Annotated in this window: 19 protein-coding genes and 1 pseudogene; 10 read left to right on the forward strand and 10 right to left on the reverse strand. The window is 66.1% G+C overall.

All coding sequences use genetic code 11. From position 1 onward, the window contains the following. The first annotated feature begins 9 nt into the window (after positions 1-9). Complete coding sequence (locus AC07PZ_RS09245; RefSeq protein WP_495294757.1) at positions 10-933, forward strand: LytR/AlgR family response regulator transcription factor; 924 nt, start codon at positions 10-12, stop codon at positions 931-933. A gap of 127 nt (positions 934-1,060) precedes the next feature. On the opposite strand, the gene AC07PZ_RS09250 is transcribed toward AC07PZ_RS09245, so the two are convergent. After that, the gene (locus tag AC07PZ_RS09250) at positions 1,061-1,411 is read right to left on the reverse strand and encodes a hypothetical protein (protein WP_495294758.1); all 351 of its coding nucleotides are present in this window, start codon (positions 1,409-1,411) and stop codon (positions 1,061-1,063) included. Between the two features lie 134 nt (positions 1,412-1,545). Here AC07PZ_RS09250 and AC07PZ_RS09255 point away from each other — a divergent pair, with 134 nt between their 5' ends. From AC07PZ_RS09255 to AC07PZ_RS09265, 3 genes are read left to right on the forward strand one after another with little or no spacing between them, the layout of a single operon-like run. After that, positions 1,546-3,396 (forward strand): glutamine--tRNA ligase/YqeY domain fusion protein, encoded by a 1,851-nt coding sequence (locus AC07PZ_RS09255; protein ID WP_495294759.1) that lies wholly within the window; start codon positions 1,546-1,548, stop codon positions 3,394-3,396. A gap of 23 nt (positions 3,397-3,419) precedes the next feature. Next, positions 3,420-4,463, forward strand: a complete 1,044-nt coding sequence (locus tag AC07PZ_RS09260; protein ID WP_495294760.1) for a GmrSD restriction endonuclease domain-containing protein — start codon at positions 3,420-3,422, stop codon at positions 4,461-4,463. After that, positions 4,463-5,149 (forward strand): MAE_28990/MAE_18760 family HEPN-like nuclease, encoded by a 687-nt coding sequence (locus tag AC07PZ_RS09265; protein WP_495294761.1) that lies wholly within the window; start codon positions 4,463-4,465, stop codon positions 5,147-5,149. Before AC07PZ_RS09260 ends, AC07PZ_RS09265 begins: the two co-directional genes overlap by 1 nt. A gap of 245 nt (positions 5,150-5,394) precedes the next feature. On the opposite strand, the gene AC07PZ_RS09270 is transcribed toward AC07PZ_RS09265, so the two are convergent. Further along, positions 5,395-6,066: an SDR family NAD(P)-dependent oxidoreductase gene (locus AC07PZ_RS09270; RefSeq protein ID WP_495294762.1), complete on the reverse strand. Its 672-nt coding sequence runs from the start codon at positions 6,064-6,066 to the stop codon at positions 5,395-5,397. Positions 6,067-6,129: 63 nt separating this feature from the next. Between AC07PZ_RS09270 and AC07PZ_RS09275 the strand changes: the two are divergent. The 4 genes and pseudogenes from AC07PZ_RS09275 to pdxR form a co-directional block, all read left to right on the forward strand. Next, positions 6,130-6,464: pseudogene (locus AC07PZ_RS09275) on the forward strand (IS481-like element IS481 family transposase); the annotation flags it as partial. A gap of 148 nt (positions 6,465-6,612) precedes the next feature. Continuing rightward, the gene (locus tag AC07PZ_RS09280; RefSeq protein WP_495294763.1) at positions 6,613-12,375 is read left to right on the forward strand and encodes an autotransporter-associated beta strand repeat-containing protein; all 5,763 of its coding nucleotides are present in this window, start codon (positions 6,613-6,615) and stop codon (positions 12,373-12,375) included. 219 nt (positions 12,376-12,594) lie between these two features. Continuing rightward, positions 12,595-12,963: a hydroxyisourate hydrolase gene (locus AC07PZ_RS09285; RefSeq protein WP_495294764.1), complete on the forward strand. Its 369-nt coding sequence runs from the start codon at positions 12,595-12,597 to the stop codon at positions 12,961-12,963. Between the two features lie 33 nt (positions 12,964-12,996). Then, complete coding sequence (pdxR, locus tag AC07PZ_RS09290) at positions 12,997-14,400, forward strand: MocR-like pyridoxine biosynthesis transcription factor PdxR (RefSeq protein ID WP_495294765.1); 1,404 nt, start codon at positions 12,997-12,999, stop codon at positions 14,398-14,400. A 27-nt stretch (positions 14,401-14,427) separates the two neighbouring features. Here pdxR and AC07PZ_RS09295 read toward each other — a convergent pair whose 3' ends face one another. From AC07PZ_RS09295 to AC07PZ_RS09310, 4 genes are all read right to left on the reverse strand, one after another. Continuing rightward, positions 14,428-14,898: a carboxymuconolactone decarboxylase family protein gene (locus AC07PZ_RS09295; protein ID WP_495294766.1), complete on the reverse strand. Its 471-nt coding sequence runs from the start codon at positions 14,896-14,898 to the stop codon at positions 14,428-14,430. Positions 14,899-14,979: 81 nt separating this feature from the next. After that, on the reverse strand, positions 14,980-15,618 hold the full coding sequence (locus tag AC07PZ_RS09300; RefSeq protein WP_495294767.1) for an FMN-dependent NADH-azoreductase: 639 nt from the start codon (positions 15,616-15,618) through the stop codon (positions 14,980-14,982). Then, positions 15,615-16,094 carry a GNAT family N-acetyltransferase gene (locus AC07PZ_RS09305; protein ID WP_495294768.1) on the reverse strand — a complete coding sequence of 160 codons (480 nt, stop codon included), beginning with the start codon at positions 16,092-16,094 and terminating at the stop codon, positions 15,615-15,617. The genes AC07PZ_RS09300 and AC07PZ_RS09305 overlap by 4 nt, the downstream gene beginning before the upstream one ends. 140 nt (positions 16,095-16,234) lie before the next feature. After that, positions 16,235-17,272 (reverse strand): GlxA family transcriptional regulator, encoded by a 1,038-nt coding sequence (locus AC07PZ_RS09310; RefSeq protein WP_495294769.1) that lies wholly within the window; start codon positions 17,270-17,272, stop codon positions 16,235-16,237. A 74-nt stretch (positions 17,273-17,346) separates the two neighbouring features. Here AC07PZ_RS09310 and AC07PZ_RS09315 point away from each other — a divergent pair, with 74 nt between their 5' ends. Continuing rightward, a complete protein-coding gene (locus AC07PZ_RS09315; RefSeq protein WP_495294770.1) occupies positions 17,347-18,099 on the forward strand; it encodes an SDR family oxidoreductase in 753 nt (250 codons plus the stop codon). A 181-nt stretch (positions 18,100-18,280) separates the two neighbouring features. Next, the gene (locus AC07PZ_RS09320) at positions 18,281-19,423 is read left to right on the forward strand and encodes an MFS transporter (RefSeq protein ID WP_495294771.1); all 1,143 of its coding nucleotides are present in this window, start codon (positions 18,281-18,283) and stop codon (positions 19,421-19,423) included. A gap of 46 nt (positions 19,424-19,469) precedes the next feature. Here AC07PZ_RS09320 and AC07PZ_RS09325 read toward each other — a convergent pair whose 3' ends face one another. From AC07PZ_RS09325 to AC07PZ_RS09340, 4 genes are read right to left on the reverse strand one after another with little or no spacing between them, the layout of a single operon-like run. Continuing rightward, positions 19,470-21,209 carry an acetyl/propionyl/methylcrotonyl-CoA carboxylase subunit alpha gene (locus tag AC07PZ_RS09325; protein WP_495294772.1) on the reverse strand — a complete coding sequence of 580 codons (1,740 nt, stop codon included), beginning with the start codon at positions 21,207-21,209 and terminating at the stop codon, positions 19,470-19,472. Beyond that, positions 21,209-22,804, reverse strand: coding sequence for a 5-oxoprolinase subunit B/C family protein (locus tag AC07PZ_RS09330; RefSeq protein ID WP_495294773.1), 1,596 nt, complete (start codon positions 22,802-22,804; stop codon positions 21,209-21,211). Before AC07PZ_RS09330 ends, AC07PZ_RS09325 begins: the two co-directional genes overlap by 1 nt. Further along, complete coding sequence (locus AC07PZ_RS09335) at positions 22,804-23,583, reverse strand: LamB/YcsF family protein (protein WP_495294774.1); 780 nt, start codon at positions 23,581-23,583, stop codon at positions 22,804-22,806. The genes AC07PZ_RS09330 and AC07PZ_RS09335 overlap by 1 nt, the downstream gene beginning before the upstream one ends. A 7-nt stretch (positions 23,584-23,590) precedes the next feature. Continuing rightward, positions 23,591-24,547 (reverse strand): DUF979 domain-containing protein, encoded by a 957-nt coding sequence (locus AC07PZ_RS09340; RefSeq protein ID WP_495294775.1) that lies wholly within the window; start codon positions 24,545-24,547, stop codon positions 23,591-23,593. Between the last annotated feature and the right edge of the window lies 1 nt (position 24,548).

The raw sequence follows: 24,548 nt of genomic DNA on the forward strand, positions 1-24,548 counted from the left end.
AAATCCACGATGACCACGACCACCACCGCCCTGATCGCCGAAGACGAACCGCTGCTCGCCCAGGCGTTGCGCGCCGAACTGGCCACGGTGTGGCCTGCGCTGCAGATCGTGGCCACGGTCGGCGACGGCCTGAGCGCGGTGCGCCAGGCCATCCAGCATCTGCCGCAGGTGCTGTTTCTCGACATCCGCATGCCGGGCATGGACGGCCTGGCCGCCGCGGCGGAGATCGCCGACCAGTGGCCGACCGACGAGGCGCCGCTGCCGCAACTGGTCTTCGTGACGGCTTATGACGAATACGCGGCGCGTGCCTTCGACGCCCAGGCGCTCGACTACGTGCTGAAACCCGTGCAGGGCGAGCGGCTTCGGCGCACCGTGGCGCGGCTGCAGCAGACGCTGGCGCAGCACGATGGCGGCGCCGCCGCGCCGGGGCCCGCATCGTCGCCGCCCGCCACGGCGACGCAAGCGGTCGCGCCGCTGGGCGAGCGGGGTGCATCGCCGGCCGGCGATGCGATCGCGGCCACGCTGGCTCAGTGGCGCCAGTTGCTCGCCGCCGCCGGCGAGCTGCCGCCGCCCACCGCGCCCAACGGCCAGAACGGCCCGCTGAAGTTCATCGCGGCCAGCGAGTCCGGGTCGTCCGGCGCCACCGTGCGCATGGTGCCGGTCGACGAGGTCGTGTACTTCGAGGCGGCCGACAAGTACGTGCGGGTGCTCACGGCCGGCCACGAATACCTGATCCGCACGCCGCTCAAGCAGCTGATTCCGCAGCTCGATGCCAACCGTTTCTGGCAGGTGCATCGGGCGATCGTCGTGCGCAGCGACGACATCGAGTCGGTGCACCGCGACGAGGCCGGCAAGCAGCACCTGACGCTGCGCGGCCGGAGCGAGCGGATTCCGGTCAGCCGGCTCTACGCGCACCTGTTTCGCGCGATGTAGGGGCCCCGGCGCCCGCCGCCGCCGTTACGAAAAGGCACGAAAAAAGCCGGCTTCGTGACAGAAAGCCGGCTTCGTTCGTCAGCCGATCAGGCCGCGCCGCCGTGCGGCGCGCCTGCCGGCCTGGGGGTCAGCGCCAGTCGCGGCGATGGTCGTGGCGGTAGTAGCCGTGGCCCGGGCCGTAGTACACGGGTGGCGGCGGTGCGTAGTACACCGGTGCCGGACGGTAGTACACCGGCGGCGGAGGCGGCTGATAGTAGACCGGTGCGGGCTGGTAGTAGCGCGGCGCAGGTGCGTAGTAGGTCGGCGCCGGGGCGTAATAGGGCTGGGGTGCAGCCACGCCGATCGCCACGCCGGGGACGTTGACGCCCACCGACCAGCTCACGCCGTTGGCGCTGGCGGACGCCGTGCCCAGCAGGGCCGCTGCCGCAACGGCGCCGGCAGCCGCCACCTTGAGGAGAGAAGAACGAGACATAGTCATATTTGGACTCCCAGAAAACCGGGCGGGGTTGCCCGATGTGCGTATTGAACGCGTCAGTTGTCATTGAGGTTCACGCAGCCACGTGAAGTTCGTGAACGAAAGTAACGCCCAAAGCCCCCGCCTAGAATGAAGAAATGACCTCTCCTGTTGACAAGAACGGCGCGAAAACCGCCGTGGCGCCGAGCAATTTCCTGCGCCACGTGATCGAAAACGACCTCGAAAACGGCACCTATTCCCAGCGGCAGTGGGGCGGCTCCCCCGGCGACGCGCAGCACCACGCGCAGGGCGCACCCGACCCGGCCAAGGTCCGCATGCGCTTCCCGCCCGAGCCCAACGGCTACCTGCACATCGGCCACGCCAAGAGCATCTGGCTGAACTTCGAGATGGCGAAGGAATACGGCGGCGTGTGCCACCTGCGCTTCGACGACACCAACCCCGAGAAGGAAGAACAGGAATACGTCGACGCCATCCGCGACGCCGTGAAGTGGCTGGGCTACGACAGCCTGCTGGCCGACAACCCCGCCCGGCCCGGTACACCGGAAGACCACATCTATTACGCAAGCAACTACTTCGACTTCATGTACCGCGCGGCGGAATACCTGATCGAAGCCGGCCTGGCCTACGTCGACGAGCAGACGCCCGACGAGATGCGCGTGAACCGCGGCGACTTCAACACGCCCGGCACCGACAGCCCCTTCCGCAGCCGCACGCCGGCCGAGAACCTCGCGCGCTTCCGCGAGATGCGCGACGGCCAACTCGACGACGGCGCCGCGATCCTGCGCGCCAAGATCGACATGGCGAGCCCGAACATCAACATGCGCGACCCGGCGCTCTACCGCATCCGCCGCGCCACGCACCACAACACCGGCGACACCTGGTGCATCTACCCGATGTACACCTTTGCGCACCCGATCGAGGACGCGCTGGAGCAGATCACCCACAGCATCTGCACGCTGGAGTTCGAAGACCAGCGCCCGTTCTACGACTGGCTGCTGGAAAGACTGGCCGAGACCGCCACGCTGCCCGATGGCCGCACCATCGGCGGCCTGCTGAGCGCGCCGCCGCCGCGGCAATATGAATTCGCGCGGCTCAACGTCACGCACGTGATCACCAGCAAGCGCAAGCTGCGCCAACTGGTGGAAGAAGGCCACGTCGACGGCTGGGACGACCCCCGCATGCCCACGCTGGCCGGCCTGCGCCGCCGCGGCTATACGCCCGAGGCGCTGAAGCTGTTCTGCGAACGCAGCGGCGTGACCAAGTCCGGCGGCTGGATCGACTACGCCAGCCTGGAAGCCGCGCTGCGCGACACGCTCGACCCGATCGCCCCGCGCGCCATGGCCGTGCTGGACCCGGTGAAGCTGGTGATCACCAACTGGGGCGAACTGATGGGCGGCGACGACGTGCTGGACGCCTGCACGGCGCCCGTGCATCCGCATCACCCGGACATGGGATTGCGCCACTTCAAGATCGGGCGTGAAGTGTGGGTCGAGCGCACCGACTACGAGGACGTGCAGCCCAAGGGCTTCTTCCGGCTGTTCCCCGGCAACAAGGTGCGCCTGAAGTACGGCCACACCATCGAATGCACCGGCGCCACGCGCGACGCGGACGGCAAGCTGCTGGAAGTGCAGGCGAAGCTGGTCGCGGACACGAAGAGCGGCACGCCGGGGGCGGACGCGGTGAAGGTGAAGGGGAACATCACCTGGGTGGCCGTCGCGGATGCGGTGGAGGCTGAGGTGCGGTTGTATGAGCGGCTGTTTGCTGCAGAGAAACCCGGAACCGCCGAATTAGCAATTGAGCTTAACAATGAAAGCCTGGTCCCCAAAAAGGCTCTTGTGGAACCCTCACTAGCGGTCAACCGCTCCAATCACTCATTTCAACTCGAAAGACACGGGTATTTCGCTATCGACCCAAAGAGTGAACTGTCGAAAATTCTTATAAACAGAACAACCACTCTCAAAGACTCGCGTATTTCAATAAAAAAATAATAAATCAATTTATATAAATAATTATGTCTACGCTCAACATTCCTCAATTACAGTCAGAACTACAAAAGGAACGACGTCTTGTTTCTTTTGACAACTACGACATCACAGTTCGACAGCTAATGGATATGAGAGAAGCGGGAGCCATTCACGTTCCACCAGAATATCAAAGGCAATTCGTGTGGGATGAAAAAAGGGAGTCACTCTTGATTGAGTCCGTGTTTTTAGGAATTCCCATACCGAATATATTTATGGCAACGAACGAGGATTCCACTTGGGAGTGTGTGGATGGCGTCCAGCGACTCGGATCGATTGCCCACTATATGGGGAGCGAGAGTTTACTCCAATTAATAGATAGAGCCGCCCCACTTCAAATCGACGGATTGGAAAAAATCCCCACCCTAAACACAACAAAATTCTCCGCCCTCCCAAAATCAATTCAATTAATGTTTGAGACAAGGCCAGTTCGAGTAACAGTTCTGAATGACAAAAGCGACTTAAGTGTGCGTTTCGATCTGTTCGAACGACTAAATACAGGCGGCGTTTCTCTTACCAACCAGGAAATCAGAAACTGTATTTTCCGTGGCCCGATGAATGAGCAACTGAAGCTACTAACAAATGGCGCCGCATTTTCATCAACCATTCGACTAAAGCCGGTGGATATGAAAAATGGATCTGCAGAGGAATTTGCTTTACGCTTCTTCGCCTTTCTTGAGCGATACGAAAAATTTGACCATAGCGTAAAAGATTTCCTGAATAATTTCATGAAAGACGGCGCCAAACGCCAATTAAACTCCACATCTGTGAAATTATTTGGAAGTACATTTGATTTACTGCACAAACACCTGCCAACTGGCATTATTAGAGGAAACCGAGCAATTACACCGGTAAACCTATTTGAAGCCATAACTGTTGGCACGGCCAAGGCATTAGAAGCAGGCAAAAAGCCAACGGCCGCAAAACTAAAGGCATTATTAAATGATGGCGAGTTGAAGTCACTGACGAGTGCAGGTACAAATAACCGCCGAATGGTAGTTGGGCGTATCAATTTAGTTAGGGACGCATTTTAATGCTTAGAGTCGAGCGCTCTTCGTTGGCAGACCGCTTATCGGAGGTCAGACTACTTCATCAACTTATCAGAGCAATGGAGGGCACCGACCCCCTACAACCCGATCCCGATCGAGCGATCTTGCTTCGCGGCTTATTCTTCGTTCAGCTTTATGCGTATTTTGAGAAATCCGTCAATCAACTTGTTAGCGGAACAATCACTCACATTAGTGCCGCCGGGGTTAGCGTCATACATTTGGAACGGGCGCTATACAGCCTAGCATTGGATCACCAGTTAACCGCCATCAAGGACATTGGACCAGACGGCAAATGGAAAAAACGCGTTACCCTCTTCAAAACACAAGAATCCGCATCCACCTGCCAATTAAATGATGCGGTTCTATACACATATCTCCAGAACATTTGGGTGCCTACATTAGAGCAACTATTTGAGTGCCTTGGCATCGATAGAGATGTTGTTCCAAATAAGCGCTATATTGGATATGTAAACGAATTAGTTGAGAAAAGAAACTCTGTTTCACATGGCAGAGAAAGCGCAATTTCCGTCGGAATGCGCTATCGCTCACCGGAACTATTAGAGCGTCTTAATGCCATTGACGCGGAAATTGATCACTTGCAATTATGCTTTGAGGAATATCTTCAGGCGAAGCAGTTTATTGCTGCATCCCATCGGGGGTTCTACCCTTAACGGGCCTTGACCCTCAATCTCTTGCATAAAAATCACTTCGATTATCAGTTTCTTCGCAAGAATTAGTCAATAAGGCGCAATCAAGCCATATGCTCTCTTCAATGTTTAAAGTATAAGCATGACATTGAAGTCAACAGCAATATCGCCACCTGATTGAGATGGACATAAGAATAAAAATTTAGCAATGTAGAGGAGCGCAAAGCGCTCTGCTTTAGTCGTTCCTTGTGCTCAACCTCCAAAGCCGCTCAGCCGCCTCCCCATCCGCCGCCCAAGCCCTGACCCCACGCGCCCCCCCGCACCACATCCACCCCCACCAGCGGCGCCACATCCACATCCTCGCAATACACCCCACCGCGCCCTTCCAACTGAAGGTTCGCCGCGCACCACACACTGGTCGCCGCTCCTTGCGCGATGGTCTTGTAATCCCCGCCTCCGCCGTCTCCCGCCGCCAGCCCGTCCGGCGCACTGCCCGGCGCCACGCCCATCGCACGCAGATCCTCGTCCGACAGGTGCCGCGCCAGGTCCGTGAGGATGCTGCCCGGATGCACCGAGAACGCCCGCGCGTTGTGCGGCGCGCCGCGCGCGTCCAGCGCCACGGCGAACAGCGCGTTGGCGGTTTTCGACTGACCGTAGGCCTGCCAGCGGTCGTATGGGCGGCGCAGGAAGTGCGGATCGTCGAAGTCGACAGGCGCGATGCGATGGCCACGTGACGACACCGACACCACGCGCGCGGAATGCCCGGTCGGGCTTGCGCCCGCTTGCAGCAGTGCGGGCCAGAGGCGCTGCGTGAGTTGGAAATGGCCCAGGTGGTTGGCCGCGCACTGCGACTCGAAGCTGCGTGCGTCGCGCACCAGCGGCGCGGCCTCGTCCGGCGTGCGCGCCGGCACGACGACGCGGGCATCTGCCGCAGCCAGCACGCGCGTGGTTTCCGGGCCCAGGCCCACGTAGCCACCGGCGCGACTGGGTCGGTGGTGCCGACTGTCCTGTTCCTGCGCAATGCGGTGGCCTATTACGCTGGCTTAGGCATCAGAGTGGAGCGCCTGCTGACGGACAACGCTCCGGCGTTGCGAGCGCTTGAGTTCAAGGCAACCTGCGCTGAGCTGGGCATCGAGCACAGCCTCACACGACCGTGCCGCACGCAGACCCATGGCAAGCCAGAGAGCTTCTTCCGGTCCGCGTTGCGCGAGTGCGCAGCAGCGGCATCGCGCCCATGTCCAGAATCGACTCGTCAAGAAACAAGCTCTTGACGCTCCACACCGAAACGCCCCCGCACGCGTCGTGGAGTACGCCGCGCGCGTCCAGCGCCCGCGAATAGCACATTCATAGATGCTTACACCAACGTGTCCAAAATAGATTAAAAGTTTCATTTTTTTCTACTTCGTTACATTTAGCATCGAATCACCATCCGATTGATGATGCCGCCGCAGGCTTCGCCTGCGCTTTCCCTTCAAGTCGCCAAGCTCATGAACAAAACTCACCGTACTGTTTGGAATGCTGCACTGGCCAGCTGGATTGCAGCGCCCGAACTGGCGCGCGGGCGTCACAAGGGCAATGGCAAACCCGGGCCTGCGCTTTGCGTTGCGTTGAGCCACACGCGGGACACCGGTGCGGATGTCGCGGCCTCCATCGGCCTGGTAAATACCCGTTCAGGGCGTGGAAGGGGCTCCATGGGCGGTCGATGCTCATCCGGATCGCAGGCTTTTGCCCTTGTTCTGCCGTCGCAGCTGGTTATCGCATGCTTGCTCTCCCTGCAAGCACCCACCGTCTTCGCTGCCGGATGTTCCGCGCCGAGCGACGCAACGCTGGCAAGCTGCATTGCCAACGCTGGCTCGGGGGACACCGTTACCGTCACCAACAGCAGCATCAGTGGCACGAGCGATCTGGGCACACTGAGCGCTGGCGCGACGTTGATCGTTGGCGGCAATAGCGCCGCTGACACCATCACAGCGGCCACTCTCTACATGAACGGTGGCACCATTCGGGCCGCTGGCGACACCACGTTCTCTTCTTCGTTCGACATGGCCGCCAACACGACGAACACGTTCGCAGCTGCCGCCGGCAAATCCCTCCTGTTGTCTGGCCCGGTCTATATCCATGGCAACACCACCCTCACCTACGGAAGCACGACCGACACCGGTACCGTGTCGCTGCTCCTCAACGGTGGCACGATCGCCCGCGGAGCGTTCGTGGTGGCGGGAGGAACACTTGTCGGCCTGAACAACAACTTCGCGGTGGTTCTCGGGTTTGTCAATTCCACGACCGTCGACGCAGGTGCCACCCTGCGCGACGCTTCGAACGCCCCCGCATTGACGATCAGAAATCTGCAAGGTTCGGGCACGGTGGACAGTTCAGGTAAGCCCTACGAGATCAACGCGGGGAACTTCAGCGGCATGCTCATCGGTACGGGCGGGCTGACAAAGAGAGGCGCAACCACTGATACGCTCATTCTCAGTGGCGCGAACACATATACCGGTGGCACCACCATCACGGCGGGTACGGTGCAGGTGGGCAATGGAGGTGCCAGCGGTACCTTGGGCACGGGCGCCGTGATCGACGATGCGATCCTGGCCTTCGACCGAAGCGATTTGGTGACGGTCGCCAATGCCATCAGCGGCACAGGCTCCGTGACGCAAGCCGGCAGCGGCACCACAGTGTTGACGGGCACCAATAATTACACCGGAGGCACCACCGTCAACGCAGGAGCCTTGGTGGCAGGCAGTGCCGACGCCTTTACGCAAAATTCCGCCTATACCGTCAACGGCGGCTCATTGGACCTGGGCAACTGGAGCCTCACGGCTTCCAGCCTTTCGGGCGCGGGCGGAACCATCGCCCTCAATGCCCAGACCCTCGGCGTCGACCAGAACAGCGACACCAGCTACGCCGGGAGCATCTCTGGCAGCGGCAGCCTGATCAAGAGCGGTACTGGCATGCTCACCCTCATCGGCACCAACACCTACAGCGGCGCTACGACCATCAGCGCCGGCACATTGCAAGTGGGCAATGGCGGCACCGCCGGTACGCTGGGCGCCGGCGTAGTGGTCGACAACGCCGCACTGGCCTTCAACCGAAGCGACTTCATGACTGTTGCCAACGCCATCAGCGGCTCCGGGAATCTGACGCAGGCCGGCAGCGGCACCACGGTGCTGACAGGAACAAACACGTACACCGGCGGCACCATCGTCGGCGCCGGCACGCTGCGAGCGGGCAGTTCCGGCGCGTTTGTCCAAAGCAGCGCTTACACCGTCAACGGCGGCTCGCTCGATCTCGGCAGTTGGGATCTCACCGCGTCCAGTCTTTCAGGTACCGGTGGCGCTGTGCAACTCGACGCGCAAAGCCTCGTCGTCAATCAAGCAAGTAACACCGGTTATGCGGGCACGATCACTGGCAGTGGCAGCCTTGTCAAAGGAGGCGCTGGCTCTCTCAGTCTGACAGGCCCGAATACCTACTCAGGCATCACCACGATCAATGCGGGCACGCTGCAGGTGGGGGATGGCGGTACCACTGGTACGCTGGGCACTGGCGCCGTGGTCGACAACGCCGCGCTGGTCTTCAACCGCAGCGACTTGATGACGGTCGCCAACGCCATCAGCGGCTCCGGGGATCTGATGCAGGCCGGCAGCGGCACGCTGAACCTCACGGGCGCCAATACTTACACAGGCGGCACGTCGATCAACGCCGGCACGCTCAAGGTCAACAACACTTCGGGCAGTGCCACGGGCACCGGCGCGGTGGCCGTGAACAGTGGCGGAACGCTCGGAGGCGCGGGCACTGTCTACGGTGCGGTCAGCATCAACGCGGGCGGCACGCTGGCAGCGGGCAACAGCCCCGGCACGCTGACCACCGGCGCGCTCACGCTGGCCACTGGCTCGACGCTTGCCTATGAACTCGGCCAGGCGGGCGTGCCCGGCGGCGCGTTCAACGACCTTGTGGTGGTCAACGGCGACCTCACGCTGGGCGGCACGCTCAACGTGACCGAATCGGCGGGCGGCAGCTTCGGCGCCGGCGTCTACCGCCTCATCAGCTACACCGGCGGCCTGACCGACAACGGCTTGGCCATCGGCAGCACGCCCGCGGCGGCTTCGGACCTGCAGGTGCAGACTTCTGTGGCGCAGCAGATCAACCTGATCAACCGTGCCGGTGTCAGTTTGAACTTCTGGGACGGCAGCAACGGCGCGCAGTACAACAACAACAACAACGTCACAGGCGGCTCGGGCAGCTGGCGCGTGGGCGTGCCCGGCGACGCGTGGACAGACTCCGACGGCCACATCAACGCAGCCTGGGTGCAAAACCAGTACGCGGTGTTCGGAGGTGCGGCCGGCACCGTCGCCGTGGACGACACCGGCGGCACCGTCCGCATCGGCGGCGCGCAGTTCATGGTCGATGGCTACCGCGTGACGGGCGATGCGCTGCACATCGACACGGTCGGCACCGCGATCCGCGTGGGCGACGGTACGGCAGGCGGCGCGGCCATGACGGCCACCATCGACTCGGCCATCACCGGCACCGGCGGCATCGTCAAGGACGACCTGGGTATGCTGGTGCTCAACGGGGCCAACACCTACAGCGGCGGCACCGTCGTGAGCTCGGGCGTACTGCAGGGCAATTCGACCAGCCTGCAGGGCAGCATCGTCAACAACGCGAACGTCACTTTCGAGCAGACGGTCAACGGCACTTACTCAGGCGTGATGGGCGGCAGCGGCCTGCTGCGCAAGACCGGTGGCGGCGAACTGACATTGAGTTCGGCCAACACCTATCAAGGCGGCACGAGGATCGACGCGGGCACCATCAAGGCGAATGTGTCGGGTGCACTGGGAACCGGCCCCGTGAATATCGCGGGCAACGCCTCGTTGTACTTCAGCGGTGGAGCCGACGCAGGCGCGTTGAACATTGCCATGGCCGCGGGCAACGGCGCTATCAATGGCGGCTTCACGCAGTTCAGCGACAACAGCTCAGCCGGCAGCGCAACGCTCGTTACGCAGGCGAACGCGAACCTCCGCTTCGCGGATACGTCGACGGCAGCCGATGCCACCATCGAAAACCATGGCGGCCAGATCACCTTCTGGAACAACGCCACGGGCGGACAAGCAAAGATCACCAACTTCGGCGGCGCGACCAACCTGATGGGCAGCAGCTCTGCAGCCCAGGCCACGATCACGAACGAAACAGGCGGAGCGCTCGACATCTACGACACGGCGAGCGCCAATAAGGCCACCGTCGTCAACAAGGCCGGTGGCGTCGTAAGCATTCGCAGCCTCACAGCGGTCGGCGTCAGCATCGGTTCGCTCGAAGGCGCGGGGCGCGTGCTGCTTGGGACGAAGGCGCTCACGGTCGGTGAGCTCAACACCAGCACGGAAATCTCGGGCGTGATTTCGGACGCGGGCGGCTCGATCATCAAGGAAGGCACAGGCACGCTGACGCTGTCGGGCGCAAACACCTACACGGGTGGGACTTCGCTCAAGCAGGGGCAACTGAACCTTGGGAACAACGCGGCGCTGGGCACGGGTGCCTTGGCGATGGATGACGGCACGGCGCTGGGCTTCAGCGCGGATGGGCTCACGGTGGCCAACGCGATCCAGCTCACGGGTTCGAACGATCCCATCATCGACACAGGCACGTTCTCCGAAACGTTGAGCGGTGCGATCACAGGCGGAGGCTTCATCACGAAGCATGGCACGGGCACGTTGACGCTTTCGGGCGCGAACACCTACACCGGCGCGACCAACGTGGCGCAGGGCACGTTGAAGGCGAGCGCCCCGAACACTTTCAGCGCTGCTTCGGCGCACGCGGTCGCATCGGGTGCGACGCTGGACCTCGCTGGCTTCAACCAGACCGTGGCATCGCTGTCGAATAGCGGCACCGTCTCGCTGTTCGGCGCCATGCCCGGCACGACGCTGACGGTCAATGGCAACTACGTCGGCAACGACGGCGTGCTCAAGCTTGGCACGATCTTGAGCGCCACGGGCCCATCGGACCGCCTCGTCATCGACGGCGGCGCGGCCAGTGGCAAGACCCGTGTTCAGATCACGAACCTCGGCGGCCTGGGTGCACGCACCACGGACAACGGCATCGAGGTCGTGACCGCGCAGAACGGCGCGACGACGACGGCGCAGACGACCAAGGACGCCTTCTCGCTCGCAGGCGGCAGCGTGACCGCAGGCGCGTTCGAGTACCGCCTCTATGCCGCTGATGCGAGCGGTGCGGGCCAGAACTGGTATCTGCGCACCGACGCAGCACCGGCGGCCGGCACTTCCGTGCCGGCTTATCGTCTCGAAGCAGCCATGTTCGCCGCGTTGCCGAGCCAACTGCGCCAGAGCAACCTCTCGATGCTCGGCAACCTGCGCCTGCGCGTCGGTGATGACGATGTGAAGGGCGCGACGCCCACCGCGACCGGCTCGGACCGCCGCGCATGGGGCCGCCTCATCACGACCGACCTCGATACGCAGCAAGGCGGCACCGTCTCGCCGACCAGCAAGGGCAATGTCTCGGGCTTCCAGGCCGGCACCGACCTGTTTGCGAACACGAACTGGCGCGCGGGCATCTACGTCGGCCAGCTCGACGGCGATGCGAAGGTCAACGGCTTTGCGAGCGGCATTCAGAATCTGCGCGTAGGCCACAATGACCTGCGCAACCAATACCTGGGCGCCTACGGCACTTACACGAACGACACCGGCTTCTATGCCGATGCCGTGGTACAGGCGGGCCGCCATCGCACGAACGTGACGCCGCTGCTGAGTTATAGCAGCGAGACCAAGGGCAACAGCTTGCTGGCTTCCATCGAAGTAGGTCAGGCCTTGCCCATAGGCAACAGTGGCTGGATCGTCGAGCCGCAACTGCAGTTGATCCATCAGCACATCGACCTCGACACGACGCAGATCACCGGCGCCATCGTGCAGCCCGAGGCCGACGGCGGCTGGATCGCACGTGCAGGCGTGCGCATCAAGGGCCAGATCGACACCAGCCTCGGCATGCTGCAGCCCTATGGCCGCGTGAATGTCTACGAGTCGTCGAACGGTACGGACGTCGCGCGCTTCGTCACCCCTGCAGCGATGACCGACATCACGGCACCCGTCGGCGGCACGAGCACCGAACTCGCCGGCGGCTTCACGCTGGCCCTGAGCCCGCGCACGACCGTCTACGGCGAAGTGGGCAAGCTCTGGTCATCGGGCGGCAGCGAGAAGGTTCGCAGCGCGATCGGCGGGTCGCTGGGTATGCGCGTGAAGTGGTGAACGCTCGCCGCATTGAAAGCCAGGCAGCACCACGGATGACGTGGTGACTGAGGCGAAATCGAGGACACGGCTGTCGCTGCGAGAGTCGATGGCAGTCGAAATCTGGTGCGCACGTGATGGGACAGTCGCCGGCGCACCATCGGCGGGAATGGCGGGCGCGGGCTGCAGCTTGACGGTGCCCTCGCTATCCTCGCTCCACCGCAACACCGAAACCCACCCATGCAAGCCGTCTCCATCCACATCGTCGACGTCGCCAACGGTGTCGTCGCCACCGGCATGCGCGTCGAGATCGCGCGCCTCGATGACGCGAAAGACGCCGGCAACTGGACGGACGTCGTCGCCGGCACGGTCGGGCGCAACGGCGTGGTGGATGGCATCGAGGGGCGCGAGCGGCTGTTCGACATCGGCGTGTACGAGCTTCGCCTGCATGTCGCCGACTACTACCGCGCCCGCGGCACCGCGCTGCCGCAGCCGGCCTTCATGGAGGTGCAGACCTTCCGCTTCGGCATTGCCGACCTGTCGCAGCACTACCACCTGCCGGTCAAGCTCACGCCGTGGGGGCTGTCCTGCTTTCGCGGTGCGGCCTGACGACAACCGATTGCACTCGACAGCGCGCGATCGATGACGCAGGACGCTTTGCCCCTCCAGCTCGGCGTCGACCGCCAGGCGCGCGAGCCGATGACCGAGCAGATCAGCGCAGGCCTGCGCGCCGCCATCGTCGACGGGCGCCTCGCGCCGGGCGCGCGGCTGCCGTCTTGGCGTGACCTCGCGTCGCAACTCGGCGTTGCGCGTGGCACGGTGCGCGCGGCCTATGAGTCGCTGATCGACGCGCAGCTCGTCGTGTCATCCGGTGCGGCCGGTACCCACGTGGCGCGCCATGCGCCGCTGCAGCCGCGCAGCGATGCAGCGGCCATCACGGCGGTGCGCGACCCGATCGCCGACTATCCGCACACGGGTGGCGTGTTCCAGATGGGCATACCCGCGCAGGACGCGTTCCCGGCCAAGGTGTGGTCGCGCATCCTCTTGCGGGCCGCGCGCACCGCCGCCAGCGCGGTACCGCGTTATCCGGATCCACGCGGCGAGCCCGCGCTGCGCACCGAGATCGCGGCCTATCTCGCGGTGGCGCGCGGCATGGCCTGCAACCCCGCGCAGATCTTCGTGACCGGCGGACATGCCGCAGCCATCGCCCTGGCCGCGCACACGCTCGGCATCGCAGGCACCGCCTGGGCCGAGGACCCCGGCTACCTGCCGACGCGCCGTGTGCTGGCCGCGCTGGGCATCGCGTCGGTGCCGGTACCGGTGGATGTCGAAGGGCTCGACGTCGCTGCCGGCATCGCGACCGCGCCGCATGCAGCGATGGCCATGGTCACGCCCGGCCAGCAGGCGCCGTTGGGCGTGGCACTGTCGCCCGCAAGGCGGCGTGCGCTGCTCGACTGGGCCGCGGCGGCAGGCGCCTGGGTGGTGGAAGACGACTACCTCGGCGAGCTTCAGCTGCAGGGCCGTGCCGCACCGTCGCTCGCCGCACGCGACACGGCCGGCCGTGTGCTGCACGTCGGCACCTTCAGCAAGACGATCAGTCCGACGCTGCGGCTCGGCTTCCTGGTGGTGCCGGAAGATCAGGTGGCGCGCTTCGACGAGACCACTGCGCTGCTCGGCTCCGCGCCCGCGCCGCTGCTGCAGCACGCGGTGGCCGAGTTCCTGCACGACGGCCATCAGCTGCGCCATCTGCGCCGCATGAAGCGGTTGTACGCGCAGCGCCGCGACGCGCTGGTCGACAGCCTGCGCGCGATGTCGATCGAGCACCGCGCGACCGGCCTGGCCGTGCTGCTGCGACTGCCGGCGGGCAGCGACGACGTCGCCATCGCACGCGAAGCACGTCTTCACGGTCTTGCGCCGGTGCCGCTGTCGCCCTGGTATGCCGCGCCGCAAGCGATGCACAGCGGGCTGCTGCTGAGCGTGACCAACGTGCGCGAGGACGAGGCCGCCGCCCACTGCGCGAGGCTGATGGCGCTGGTCGATCGATGACCGGTCGCCGCAGCTGGCGCCCGGCGGTCAGCCTGCGGCCGAGGCCACGGCCGCCACGGCCGCGGGCGTGAGCCGCATGCTCACACCGAGCCGGTTGAAGGCGCTCATCACGCTGATCGCCATCGTCAGGTCGACCACTTCGCGTTCGTTGAAAACCGCGGATACGGCGGCGAACTCGGCATCAGGCACGCCCGTCTGCGCCACCTGCGCCACGCTTTCGGCCCAGGCCAGCGCGGCGGACTCGCGCGCATCGAACAGCGCGGCGGCTTCGCGCCAGACCGGCACGAGCACCAGCTTGTCGACCGACAGGCCCTGCGCGAGCAGGTCGCGCGAATGCTTGTCGATGCAGTAGGCGCAGCCGTTGATCTGCGACACGCGCAGGTAGACGAGGTCGATCAGCGCGAGCGGCACGCTGCATTGCGACAGGTAGGCGCTGGCGGCGTACAGGCCCTTGCCGGCGTTGGGTGCGGCCTTGGTGAAGTCGAGACGTTGGGACATGAAAGCTCCTGATGAAAAGTGGTTGAACGGTGTTTGAAGTGATCGGGATCGCGCCGGCGTCCATCGCCGGCATGGCGCCTCTCAGGCGGCGACGCCGTGTCGCAGCACTGGCGACGCCGCAGGCGCCGGCAGTTGCGCATCGAGCAGCGCAGTGGCGTGCTGCCAGGCCGCAGCTGCAGCGAATTCGCCGCGCACCACGCCCTGCAGCGGAAAGAAATGCAGCGTATTCAGGCCGATGGTCCGGAACACGGCCTGCAGATAGGGCGTGAGGAAGTCGGGCTGGCGTGCCTCCGTGCCCAGGTAGATGCCGCCGGAGGCGACAGCGATGTACACCGGCCGGTCGCTCAGCAACCCGCGCTTGCCTTCGGGCGTGGGCACGAAGGTGCGCTGGATGCGCAGCACATGGTCGATCCACGCCTTCAGCGACGACGGCACGGTGTAGTTGTGCATCGGCGTGCCGATGACGACTGCATCGGCGCGTTCCAGTTCGGCGATGAGGTGCTCCGAGCGCACGCTGGCGCCCGTCACGCTCGGCCGTCCGCCTGCCAGTGCATGGGCATAGTCGCCATCGACGTGCGGCAACTGGGCCGCCGAAAGATCGCGCAGCACGACGTCGGCATGGGGGTCGCGCGCACGCAGCCGCTCGACGATGGCATTGGCGAAGCGCGTGCTGTGCGAGCCATCGGCGCGCGGACTGCAGAGGATGTGCAGGATGTTCATGCGGCCACGCCCCGCGCAATCGGCCGGGCGAAGCGCATGGCGCCGGCCAGCAGCCCCTGCCTGAAATAGAAGCGTTGCGCGAGCGCATTCGACAGCGCGGTGTCGAGCACAAAAGCATCGCAGCCGGCTTCTTCGGCGATGTGCGTCATCGCCTCGATCAACCGGGCGCCCCACTGCCGGCCGCGCGCCGAGTCGAGCGTGACGAGGTCGTCGACGTAGAGAAAGCGGTCGTGGATCAGGTTGTCCTGCAACCGGTAGCCGCCCAGCGCCACCGCAGCATCGTCCTGCCACGCGGCCAGCAGTCGATAGCCGCCGGGGCGCATGCGCGCGACGCGGGCGACGAGCTCGTCGGCGTCCTTCAGGCGCGGACGCAGCTGCCGCATCACCGGCCAGCAGGCGCGCACTTCGGCCTCCGTCTCGGCATGGCGCAGCGCGGTGCCGGCAGCCAGCGGCGGCACCCGTTCTTCGATGGTCATTGCGTTTCCTTCTTCATCGTCGCCATCGGAATCGATCGCGATGAGAGAACTTTATGCAGCGCAGGCCTTGACCGGTAGACCCAAGAAATGGCGCGATGACTGGACCATGTTGCGACCTCGGGCCGCGATTGCAGCGCCGTTCACGGCCCTGCTGCCGCTGCCGCCGGAGCCCGGCGTGCGAAGCGCCTGCGGTACTCGCGCGGCGCCACGCCGAGGTGACGCTGGAAGGTCACGCGCATGCGCTCTTCGTCGCCGAATCCGCACAAGCCGGCGATCTGGTCGATGTTGCGCGCCGAGTCTTCCAGCAGGCGGCGCGCCGCCTCCAGCCGAAACACCTCGACCGCCTTGGCCGGCGTGCGGCCCGTCTTCTGTTTGTAGACGCGGGCGAAGTTGCGCGGGCTCATGCGCGCACGCTCGGCCAGCGTCTCGACCGTGAGGTCGCCTTGCTCGAGGTTGCCCGCAATCCAGAGGTTCAGCTCGTCGAACGCGGCCGTGTTGTCGGCCTGCGCCTGCAGCAACTTGCTGAACTGCGATTGGCCGCCCGGGCGCTTCAGGAACACGACGAGCTCGCGCGCGACCTCCATCGCGACGTCGTGCCCGCAGTCCTCTTCGACCAGCGCCAGCGCGAGGTCGATGCCGGCACTGACGCCGGCCGATGTCCACACCGTGCCCTCACGCACGAAGATGGCGTCGCGGTCGATGCGCACCTGCGGAAAGCGCTGGCTCAGCATGTCGCACATCGCCCAGTGCGTGGCCGCGCGCTTGTCGTTCAGCAGGCCGGCCGCCGCCAGCAAGAAGGCGCCGCTGCAGACCGAGGCGGTGCGCGTGGCCGCACGCGACGCGCGCTTCAGCCAGTCGACCAACGGCCCCGAACGCTCGAGCACCGACGCGATGTGCGGCGACCCGGGAACGATCAGCGTGTCGACCGACGACGGCCGGATGCCGGCGAGCGGCGAGGTCTGCACTTCGAGGTTCTCGGCGCTGCGCATCAGGCCGCCATCGAGGCTGGCGGTGAGCCGCTCGTAACCCTTCAGCCCGCGCGCTTCCATCGCCTTGGTTGCGGCCCAGAACACGGTTTGCGCGCCGGTCAGGTCGAGCAGGCCGACGTCCGGATAAGCCACGAACAGCACGCGGCGGGCCCGGCGGCGCACCGGCAGTATTTCAGGGGTCTTTGTCATTTTCGCCAGATTGTTCCACGCCTACGATTCAGCGATCCACACAGCAGCGGGCGCAGGCCCCCGAAAGAGATCCCATGAAAATCGTCGTCATCGGTGGCACCGGCCTGATCGGCAGCCGGCTCGTGAAGCAGCTCATCCAGCGCGGGCACGAAGCGGTCGCGGCATCGCCCAACACGGGTGTCAACGCACTCACCGGCGAAGGCCTCGCCGGTGCGCTCGCAGGCGCGAAGGTCGTGGTCGACGTGGCCAATTCGCCGTCCTTCGAGGACAAGGCCGTGCTCGACTTCTTCGAGACCTCGGGCCGCAACCTGCTCTCCGCCGAAGCCGTGGCAGGCGTCAAGCATCACGTCGCGCTGTCGGTGGTCGGCACCGCGCGCCTGCAGGGCAGCGGCTATTTCCGCGCCAAGCAGGCACAGGAGACGTTGATCGAGGCCGCGGGCATTCCGTACACCATCGTCCATGCCACGCAGTTCTTCGAGTTCCTCGGTGCGATTGCCGGATCGGGCACGGACGGCCACGCCGTGCGACTGTCGTCCGCGATGGTGCAGCCGATCGCCGCGGACGATGTCGCCCGTGCGATGGCCGACTTCGCACTCGGCGAGCCGGTCAATGGCACGGTCGAGATCGCCGGGCCCGAACGCGTCGGCCTGGCCGCACTGGTGCAACGCTATCTGAGCGCGATCGGCGATCCGCGCACGGTGGCGGCGGACGCGCAGGCACCGTACTTCGGCGTGGTGCTGGACGACCGATCGCTCACGCCCGACGACGGCGCACGGCTCGGCGCGACCGGCTTCGACACGTGGCTGGCCGCGAGCCGCGCGGCCTGACGGACTGAATGCCCGAGCAGGGCATGCGGGTGGTGCAGGTCATCCGCCGCGAACCACATGGCAACGCAGGGCCGATATCGGCGCTCCGAGCAAGCCCGGGGAAAGCCCGATAAAGTCGCCCGGACATGTATTTTCTTTTGGCCTTGCCCGACAGGTGGCGTTCGTTCGCCGCATCCGCAGCATGAAGGAGGGACCCCTCCACAGTGCCAACAGGAACTCGGCGCTGTCGGCACTGGCCATGGCTGCGGCCTGCCCGAGCGACAGTCTGCTCTACCTGCTCCTTCCGCTGTATGCATCCGATTTCGGGCTCACGCTCGCGGAGGTCGGCATGCTGCTGGCGGCCAACCGGCTGGTCCGCATCGTGGGCTATGGGCGGGTCGCGAAGTTCTATGCGGAGCGCGGCGACCGCCCCACCCTGACCTGGGCCCTGATCGCGGCCACGTGCTGCTGCATCGTCTACGCCACGTTGTCGGGCTTCTGGCTGCTGATCGGCGCACGGCTGGTCTGGGGCCTGTGCTACGGCGCATTCAACCTGTCGAACCAGGCGCTCGCCGTGTCCGAGATCGAAGGCGCTGCGCGACGTGCGGGCATCTCGCGCGCACTGGCTGCACTCGGCCCGATGGTGGCGCTGCCGCTGGGCGCCTGGGCCACGCTCGAATGGGGACCGCGCGCGATCTTCGTCGTGGCGGCGCTGGGCGCCTTGGGTGGCTTGTTCGCCAGCCGCTCGCTGCCGATGCTGCCGCGGCGGATGGAGGTGCCGAAGATTCGGCGCTTCACGATGCCGACCGGCCTCGACGTCTGGGCCTTCATCGAAGGCACGGTGCTCGATGGCCTGTTCGTGATCGGGCTCACCTACCTGGCCAAGTCGTCGGGCATCGAGTCGCCGCTGTTTGCGGCCGCGATGCTGATGTCTTCGCGTTACCTGACGGAGATCTTGCTGAGCCCGGCCGGCGGCCACGCCGCCAGTCGCTGGGGCGCCGAACGCATGCTGCTGGTGCTCAGCCTGAGCACGGCCGCCGCCTTGGTGGCCTTCGGCACCGGGTGGTTGATGGTCGGCGCAACGGCGATCCTTGCTTTGCGCGCGCTCCAGTTGCCGCTGCTGCCGGTGATCGTGGCGCGGCGCTTTCCGGGGCCTGCCCGCGTGGAGGCGCTGGTCGCCAGGTCGCTGTGGCGCGACCTGGGCGGCGGCGTCGGTCCGCTGATCGCGGGCCTGGTGCTGCCGATCTGGTCGCCCACGCTGATCTACGCGCTCTCCGCGATGCTGCTGGCGATCTCGGCGGTGATGGCGGTGATGCCGGCACGGGCACGCGCCCCGGCGCAGTAGCGCGTCGGCGCTGCGCCAGCGCCCAGGCTCTGCCTCGCGCCTGGGGTCAGGCGATGGCGGCGATGCCTGCGCCGGCCGTCACGTACGCGCCCTGCGCAACCTGGAGCGAGATGCGCCCGGCGCGGTGCGCCGTGACCTGCATTTCCATCTTCATCGCCTCCATCGTGGCGACCGTGTCGCCGACGGCCACGGCGTCGCCCTCGGCCACCTTCCAGGCCTGCAGCGTGCCGGCAACGGGCGCGGCGACCGCCGCGGGGTCGGCCTCCGCATCGGCCGTGGCTTCGGCCGCCGGCGAAGGCGACGCCGCACCTGCGGTCGACCGCAGGCCTTGCAGAAGCGCGGCCGGCAGACCCAGCGCCATGCGCCGACCGTCGATCTCGATGGCCGTGCGCACCAATGCGGCATCCGCCAGCGGCTCGGCGCGCACCGACGCGGCCAGCGTGTTCGCGAAATCGGTCTCGATCCAGCGCGTGTGCACCTTGAAGCCGTCGTCGCCGACGAAGTCCGGCGCGTCCATCACCGCGCGATGGAAAGGCAGCACCGACGCCACCCCCTCGATACGAAACTCCTTCAGTGCGCGCCTCGCCCGTGCGACGGCCTGCGCGCGCGTCGCGCCCGTGACGATCAGCTTGGCCATCAGCGAGTCGAACGTGCCCGGTACCGTCGAGCCTGACACCACGCCCGTGTCCACCCGCACGCCGGGCCCCGATGGCGCCTCGAACAGATGGACGGGCCCGGACGTCGGCAGGAAGCCGCGGCCGACGTCTTCGGCGTTGATGCGGAATTCGATGGCGTGGCCGCGCGGGACGGGCGTCTCGGTGATCGACAGCGGCAGGCCGTCGGCCACGCGCAACTGCTCGACCACGAGATCGATGCCCGAGGTCTCTTCGGTCACCGGGTGCTCGACCTGCAGGCGCGTGTTGACCTCGAGGAACGAGATCGTGCCCGAGGGGCTGAGCAGGAATTCGACGGTGCCGGCACCGACGTAGCCGGCCTTGGCGCACACGTCGCGCGCCGATTGGTGGATGCGCGCGCGCTGCGCGTCGCTCAGAAAGGGCGCCGGCGCCTCTTCCACCAGCTTCTGGTTGCGCCGCTGCAGCGAGCAATCGCGCGTGCCGAGCACGACCACGCGGCCATGGCTGTCGGCGATGACCTGCGCCTCGACATGGCGCGGCCGGTCCAGGAACTGTTCGACGAAGCATTCGCCGCGACCGAAGGCGGTGACGGCTTCGCGCACGGCCGACTCGTACAGGTCGGCCACCTCGTCCATTCGCCATGCCACCTTGAGCCCGCGTCCGCCGCCACCGAAGGCCGCCTTGATGGCGATCGGCAGGCCGTGCTGCTCGGCGAAGGCGACGACCTCCTGCGCGTCGCGCACGGGCTCCGCCGTGCCCGCGACCAGCGGCGCACCGACCGACATCGCGATCTTGCGGGCCTGCACCTTGTCGCCGAGTGCTTCGATGGCGGCCGGCGGCGGGCCGACCCAGATGAGACCGGCCTCGATGACGGCCCGCGCAAAACCGGCGTTCTCCGACAGGAAGCCGTAGCCCGGATGCACCGCGTCGGCACCGCTGCGGACGGCGATGGCCAGCAGCTTGTCGACGTTCAGGTAGGTGTCGGCCGGACGCTGGCCATCGAGGCCATAGGCTTCGTCGGCCATGCGCGCATGCAGCGCATCGAGGTCGGCGTCGGCATACACGGCCACGGACTTCACGCCGTAGTCGGCACAGGCGCGTGCGATGCGCACGGCGATCTCGCCGCGGTTGGCGATGAGGACTTTTTTCATCATGGGAGCTCGTGGAAAGACTGAATCGGGTTGAAGCGCACGCGGGCGCCGATCGGGATCTGGCCGGCACGGTCGAGGTGGTAGGTGGCGACCGCGCCGATCACCGGGTAGCCACCCGTCAATGGGTGGTCCGCCAGGAACAGCACGGGTTGCCCGCTCGCGGGCACCTGGATGGCGCCGAGCGCCGTGCCTTCGCTCGGAAGCTCGGCTGCGTTGGCGCGCGTCAGTGGCTCGTCGCCGGCCAGGCGCAGGCCGACGCGGTTGGACTGCGGCGTGACCGTCCAGAGCTGGCTCGCGAGCCGTGCGATGGCGTCGATGGTGAACCAGTCGGTGCGCGGTCCCATCACGACGTCGAGCGTGACGATGCCGTCGATGGAAGGCAGGTCGTCGCGCGGCTGCTCGGGCAAGCCGACGATGGCCCCGTGCGCGACCGGCCGAACGGCCAGCACGTCGCCTGCAGAGATCGCCGATGGGCCGACATGCGCCAGCGTGTCCGTCGAACGGCTGCCCAGCACGGGCGCGACGTCGAAGCCACCGCGCACCGCGAGATAGCTGCGGATACCGGCGGCCGGCTCACCGAGGGCCAGGCTGTCGCCGTCGGACAACGCGATGGCCTGATGGCTCGCCACGGGCCATTGGGCACCGTCGGCGGCCGTGAGCCGGATGGGTGCATCGGCCCCCGTGAAGGCCACCACCGTGTCGCCGCGCGAGACCAGCGTGAAGCCGCCGTAGACGATCTCGAGGCAGGCTGCGTCGCTCGGGTTGCCGACCAGCCGGTTGGCCGCGCGCAAGGCGCCCTGGTCCATCGCGCCGGAGGCCGACACGCCCTGCCCGGCCTGGCCATGGCGGCCGGCGTCCTCGAACAAGGCCTGCATGCCGACGCTCCGGATGGCGAGCGCCGGCCCGTCGACCACGGGAACGGCAATGGGCGCATTCGCTGGCGCGGCCGATGGCGCAGTCGACACCGAAGAAGACCGTGCTCGCCCGGATGCATTCACGAAGCGGACCCGGAAGCCCGGCTGCAGCAGCGCCGGCACCGCACGGCCCAGGTCCCACATCGGGGTGGCGGTCACGCCGATGATCTGCCAGCCACCCGGGCTGGCCTGCGGATAGACGCCGCTGAACTGGCCCGCCAGGCCGACCGCGCCGGCCGGGATGCGTGTGCGCGGCGTCTTGCGGCGCGGCACGTCGAAGCTCGGGTGGCCGCCGCTCAGATAGGCGAAGCCCGGTGCGAAGCCGGTGAACGCAACGGTGTATTCGCTGCCGGTGTGCCGGCGGATCACCTCCTCGCTGGAGATGCCGAGCAGTGCCGCCACGTCGCCGATGTCCTCGCCGCTGTAGTCGACCGGAATCTCGATCAGCGTATGCGCCCGTTCGACCGGCGCCGCCAGGCTGCGCCGCCCGATCCGCTCGGCCAGCCCGGCCCGCGTCACGACCGTGGGCCGAAAGCGGATCAGCAAGGTGCGCGCGGCCGGCACGATGTCGTCGACACCGGCGATGGGTTCGGCCTGCAGCGACGCGAGCAACGCCAGCGTCTGCGGCAGATCGTCGAGTTCGACCAGCATCGCGTCGAGGTTCACGGGCAGGAAGCGCATCACCGTGACGCCTCCGCGCCCGCATCGACGAACGGCGCCACCTCGACGCCGGAGCGCTCGAGCATTTCGCGCACCTGCCGCGCCATCTCGACCGCGCCGGGGCTGTCGCCGTGGACGCAGATCGACTCGGCCTCGATGCGCACGGTGCTGCCGTCGATGGCCTTGACCACGCCGTCGGTTGCCAGCATCAGCATGCGTGCCGCGATCTCCTGAGGGTCGTGCAGCACGGCACCTTTTTCGCGCCGCGATACGAGGGAGCCGTCGGGCATGTAGGCGCGGTCGGCGAAGGCCTCGGCCACGGTGCGCAGGCCGCTTGCACGCGCCCAGCCGAGCAACGGCGCACCAGCCAGCCCGACCAGCACGAGCGACGGGTCGATCGCGCGGATGGCCGCGATCACGTCGCGCGCCTGGCGCTCGTCGTGGGCGATGGTGTTGTAGAGCGCGCCATGCGGCTTGACGTAGCGCACGGTGGTGCCCGCCGCAACGGCCAGGCCCTGGAGCGCACCGATCTGGTAGATCACGTCGGCCTGCAGGTCGGCGCTGGCCACGTCCATGTTGCGGCGGCCGAAGCCGGCGAGATCGGGGTACGCCACGTGCGCGCCGACCACCACGCCGTGCGCGGCCGCACGCCGCAGCGTCTGAAGGATGCCTGCGGCATCGCCCGCGTGGAAGCCGCAGGCCACGTTGGCGCTGCTCACGATGCCGAGCATGGCGTCGTCGTCGCCCATGCGCCAGGCGCCCAGGCTCTCGCCCAGGTCGCTGTTGAGGTCCATCTTCATCCGGGCCTCAGCGGAACATCAGGAAGTACAGCAGGAAGACATTGCAGGTCAGCAGCGCAAGAGCGGTCGGCACCTGGGCGCGGATCACGGCATTCTTGTCGGGCAGTTCGAGCAATGCGGCCGGCACGATGTTGAAGTTCGCGGCCATCGGCGTGAGCAGCGTGCCGCAGTAGCCCGACAGCATGCCGATCGCCGCCATCACCGCCGGATTGCCGTGGTACATGCCGACCAGCACCGGCACGCCGACACCGCCCGTCATCACCGGGAAGGCCGCGAAGCCGTTGCCCATGATGACCGTGAAGAGCGCCATGCCCACCACGTAGACGACCACCGCGAAGAAGCGCACGTCCATGTTGATGTAGCTCGTGGTGATGTGCGCGACCGCCTTGCCCACGCCGGCGTCCGAGAACACCAGCCCGAGCATGCCGAGCATCTGCGGCAGCACCAGCGCCCAGCCGAGCGCATCGGTCAGCCGGCGCGATTCGCGGATGCCCTGCACCGGCGTCTCCCGCGTCAGCACGCAGGCCAGTGCGAGCGCGAGGATGCAGCCGATGCCGAGGCTGACCAGCGTGGTGTTCTTCGGATCGAGCAACGGCGTGCCGCCGAACACGAGGTGGCTGGCGGCGAGCGTGCCGATCATCGTCACCACCGGGATCGCCAGCGCGGGTACGAAGAGCTTGTTGCCGAGGCGCTTGGCGCTTTCCGCGTATTGCGCCACGGAACGCGGCGCGTGATGACCGATGCCGACGCCGCCGAAGGCCGCGATCAGCGCCATCACCACGACGCCCACGCCGACCCACACGGGCGGCAGCAGGTCGCCGACGAGGAAGACCAGCGAATAGAGCCCCCAGAAGAAGGCGCTCGAGTAGCGCTTGGGATGCTGGCGATCGGCCAGCGTCATCACGGCCGTGATGGCGAGGATGGCGCCGACGAGGTAGTACAGGTGGACGATGGAGAGCGTCATG

The sequence above is a fragment of the Variovorax sp. GW821-FHT10B04 genome, from assembly GCF_059415645.1.